Origin of the sequence: Vibrio scophthalmi LMG 19158, assembly GCF_000222585.1 — a bacterium.
In the GTDB taxonomy this organism is placed as follows: Bacteria; Pseudomonadota; Gammaproteobacteria; order Enterobacterales; family Vibrionaceae; genus Vibrio; species Vibrio scophthalmi.
Genome location: NZ_AFWE01000021.1, coordinates 1 through 1,025, shown reverse-complemented (window position 1 = coordinate 1,025; position 1,025 = coordinate 1). Strand labels below are relative to the sequence as shown.

The 1,025-nt window shown below is 46.1% G+C and carries 1 protein-coding gene; it reads right to left on the bottom strand.

The genetic code is table 11. The features are described from left to right. Positions 1-78: 78 nt before the first annotated feature. Positions 79-864, bottom strand: coding sequence for an IS21-like element helper ATPase IstB (gene istB / locus RH88_RS00725; RefSeq protein WP_005592761.1), 786 nt, complete (start codon positions 862-864; stop codon positions 79-81). Positions 865-1,025 lie beyond the last annotated feature (161 nt).

Sequence of the window (1,025 nt, the reverse complement as noted above, 5' to 3'; positions counted from 1 at the left end):
TTGTCAACGCCGACTTAAAACTGACCCACTTTACGGCGTTATCGCCGATCTAAAACTGACCCACCCACATAGTTAAGATCACTTATTTCCAGTGTCTAATATTGCTGGTAGGACACCCGCTGCTTTTTTGCCTTTTAGTCGATAACTCTCGCCACTGATCTGAACGATATGAGAGTGATGTAATAAGCGGTCAAGCAAGGCTGCCGTTAGAGTCGTATCATCAGCGAATGCATTAGACCATTGTGAGAAGGGTAAATTACTCGTCACGATAATACTGCCTTGTTCGTAGCGCTTAGCTATGACGTTAAAGAACAAGTTTGCTTCCTCCCTACCGAATGGGAGATAGCCGATTTCATCGACGATTAACAGTCTCGGTGCCAGTACACTTCTTTTAAGGTAGCTCTCCAGTCTGCCCTGTTTCTTTGCTGTGGCGAGCTGTAACATTAAGTCTGCCGCCGTGACGAAGCGAGTTTTAATGCTTTTTTGCACAGCCATTTGACCAAGGCTCACGGCTAAGTGGCTCTTACCAACACCACTTGGCCCAAGCAAGACAATGTTTTCTTTTCGTTCTATAAAGGCAAGCCCCGTAAGCTCTCGAAGTTGGTTCTTCGGTGCGCCAGTTGCGAATGTAAAATCGTATTCTTCGAAGGTTTTCTGCATTGGGAAGCCAGCGAACTTCATCAGTGCTGCTCGTGTTTTTTCTGCCCTAGCTTCCAGTTCTACATTCAGTAGCGATTCTAAAAAGTCCCCAAGGCTCTGCTCATTGTTTAGCGTTGTTTTGGCTATTCCAGCCCATTCATTACTTATCGCATTGAGCTTTAGGGATTCACAAGCCGCTTCGATACGAGTCATCTGTATGTTCATGCTCTCACCTCCAACAGCGCATCATAAGTAGATAAAGGATGTTGAAAGCTTTCTATCGGCACAACTGACTGGCGAACGGGTAATGGGCTAAATGAGCACTCAGCTATCGGCAGTGACAGTAGTGTGAATCGTTCTTCCTCAAGCAAGGTCTGAGGCTTGGC

Coding starts and splice junctions, on each gene's coding strand:
- istB (WP_005592761.1), bottom strand. CDS start 864: ATGAACATACAGATGACTCGTATCGAAGCGGCTTGTGAATCCCTAAAG.